At 62.6% G+C, this 2,535-nt stretch carries 3 protein-coding genes; all 3 read left to right on the plus strand.

Annotation, left to right across the window (positions count from 1 at the left end; translation table 11 throughout):
* Positions 1–80: 80 nt before the first annotated feature.
* The gene (locus tag QCM77_RS45645; RefSeq protein ID WP_280097106.1) at positions 81–479 is read left to right on the plus strand and encodes a transposase; all 399 of its coding nucleotides are present in this window, start codon (positions 81–83) and stop codon (positions 477–479) included.
* Between the two features lie 22 nt (positions 480–501).
* Positions 502–855: an IS66 family insertion sequence element accessory protein TnpB gene (gene tnpB, locus QCM77_RS45650; protein WP_280097107.1), complete on the plus strand. Its 354-nt coding sequence runs from the start codon at positions 502–504 to the stop codon at positions 853–855.
* 69 nt (positions 856–924) lie between these two features.
* Positions 925–2,514, plus strand: a complete 1,590-nt coding sequence (gene tnpC / locus QCM77_RS45655; RefSeq protein ID WP_280097108.1) for an IS66 family transposase — start codon at positions 925–927, stop codon at positions 2,512–2,514.
* Positions 2,515–2,535 lie beyond the last annotated feature (21 nt).

The raw sequence follows: 2,535 nt of genomic DNA on the forward strand, positions 1-2,535 counted from the left end.
TGTAAGCGCTTAGCCGGAACCCTTGCTTCGGGATATGGATAACTATGCGAAGAAGCGTCCGGCTTGGACGGAGGTTTGTGATGGGATTGGACAGCGAAAAGGACGTCCATTCGGACGGCCCATCGGCGCGGTTGGTGAGCCGGCTGGAAGTTCTTGAAGGACCGTCGGGGCGCCGCGTGCGTTCGGAAGCTGAGAGAGCTCGGATCGTCGCCGAGAGTCTGTTGCCCGGTGCCCAGGTGTCCGAGGTTGCGCGCAAGCACGGAGCGACGCGCTGGCAGATCTACGATTGGCGGCGGCGGTTTCGACAGCGAGGCATGTTGCCGCCGTGCGGGGCGTCCCCGCCGACATTCGCGCCGCTGGTCGTGGAACATGCGTTGGAGGAGCGTCTCAGACTCCGGCGATCAAGCTTGAGATCGCGATCGGTGATGTCGTGCTGCGGACGGATACGGACATTGATGGTGAGCAGCTCTCCCGGGTGATCCGTGCGGTGCGAGCGTCACGATGATTGCGGCCGGTGCTGATCTGAAGATTTACGTTGCAATGCGGCCGATCGACTTCCGCTGTGGCCACGATGGGCTTGCGGCAAAGGTGCAGGAGGTGCTCCGTCTCGATCCGTTCAGCGGCGCAGCCTTCGTGTTCCGATCCAAACGAGCGGACCGGATCAAGATTTTGGTCTGGGATCGAACGGGCCTGGTGTTGGTGCACAAGCGCCTCGAAGGTTGCAAGTTCGTTTGGCCAACGATCGCGGACGGCGTGATGCGGATATCGCCGGCGATGTTCGCTGCCTTGTTCGAAGGGCTGGATTGGAGATTGGTCCGCCCGGAAGAAGCACGGCGCCCGCAGGCGGCGGGATAACTGCGGCAGAATGACTCGGCAGCTATTTTGATCGTGGCACACGCGGCGGCGATGTGCTCGAAATAGCGCATGAGCATCGCGGCGCTGCGCGACGAAAACGAACGCCTGAAGGCGCTTTTGACGCAAACGCAGGCGGCCTTGAGCGAGCATCAGGGGGCGCTGGCGGCGTCGGAAGAAGCCCGACGCCGCCTGGAGATCATTCTTGGCGAATTGCGACGCGACAGGTTCGGCGCGAAATCCGAGAAGCTGCGACCAGATCAGTATCATTTGCCGCTCGAAGACGTGGAGATCGCGCAAGGCATACTGGATGCCGCGCAGGAGAGAGCCGAGGCGGTGATCCAGGGCCGATCACGGAACGCGCCAGATCATGATTCTCATCGCAATCGCGGCTGCTTGCCTGTCCATTTGCCGCGGGTGGAACGGATCATCGAGCCTGCAAGCACGCTTTGCCCGTGCGGTTGCGGCGCCATGACGAAGATCGGCGAGAACGTTAGCCAGCGTCTTGACGTGATCCCGGCGCAATGGCGCGTGCTGGTCACGCGCCGCCCGAAATATATCTGTCGCCGCTGCTCGGGCCCCGTCGTGCAGGCGCACGCACCGGAGCACGTCGTGCCCGGCGGGCTGCCGACCGAAGCGGCCATCGCGCACGTGATCGTCTCCAAATTTGGCGACCATACGCCATTTTACCGTCAGGCCGAGATCTATGCGCGCCAGGGGATCCGGCTTGATCGGGCGACACTGGGCAACTGGTCTGGCCGCGCCTGCTTCCATCTTCAGCCCATCGCCGACCACATGCGCCACCACCTGGCCATGGCGGATCGGCTGTTCATGGATGAGACCAAGGCGCCGGTACTCGATCCCGGGCGCGGCCAAACGAAGAAAGGCTACTTCTGGGCGATCGCCTCAGACGACCGCGGCCACAGCGGGCCAAGTCCGCCGATCGTGCTGTTCCGATATGCCCCCGGTCGCAGCGGTGCCTTTGCCGAGCAGTTCCTCGACGGCTTTGGCGGACGCTACCTGCAATGCGATGCCTATGACGGGTATGACCGGTTGAACGAAGTCGTTCGACCGCAAGGGCCATGGACGCTCGTGCATTGCTGGAGCCATTTGCGCCGGCGCTTCGTCAAATTGGTGCGCAACAGCAAGTCACCGATCGCCGAGGCCGCTGTTCGGCACATCGCGCAGCTTTACGCCATCGAAGCCATGGTGCGCGGCTCATCGCCGGACATCCGGTTGGCCGCGCGCAAGGAGCACTCGCTGCCAATGGTAGCCGCCTTAAAGTCGTGGTTCGAGAAACAGCTGTCGATGATCTCCAGCGGTTCGACCCTCGCCGAGGATATTCGCTATGCGCTCAATCATTGGCAGGGGCTGACCCGATTCCTCGAAGACGGGCGTCTCGAGCTCGACACCAACCCGGTCGAGAACGCCATCCGGCCAGTCTGCTTGACCAGGAAAAACGCTCTCTTCGCCGGTCATGAAATCGGGGCAGAAAACTGGGCCTTGCTCGCGTCGATCGTCGCCACCTGCAAGCTCAACGACATCAACCCGGCCGCCTACATCGCCGAAACACTCGAGGCCATTATCGACGGCCATCCCCATAGCAGAATCGAAGACCTCATGCCGTGGCGCTTCCGCAAGGCGTCAAGCCAGGCTCAATAGGGCCCCGGCTGAGCGCTTACG

It is taken from the genome of Bradyrhizobium nivariense, from assembly GCF_029846695.2.
Lineage (GTDB): Bacteria > Pseudomonadota > Alphaproteobacteria > Rhizobiales > Xanthobacteraceae > Bradyrhizobium.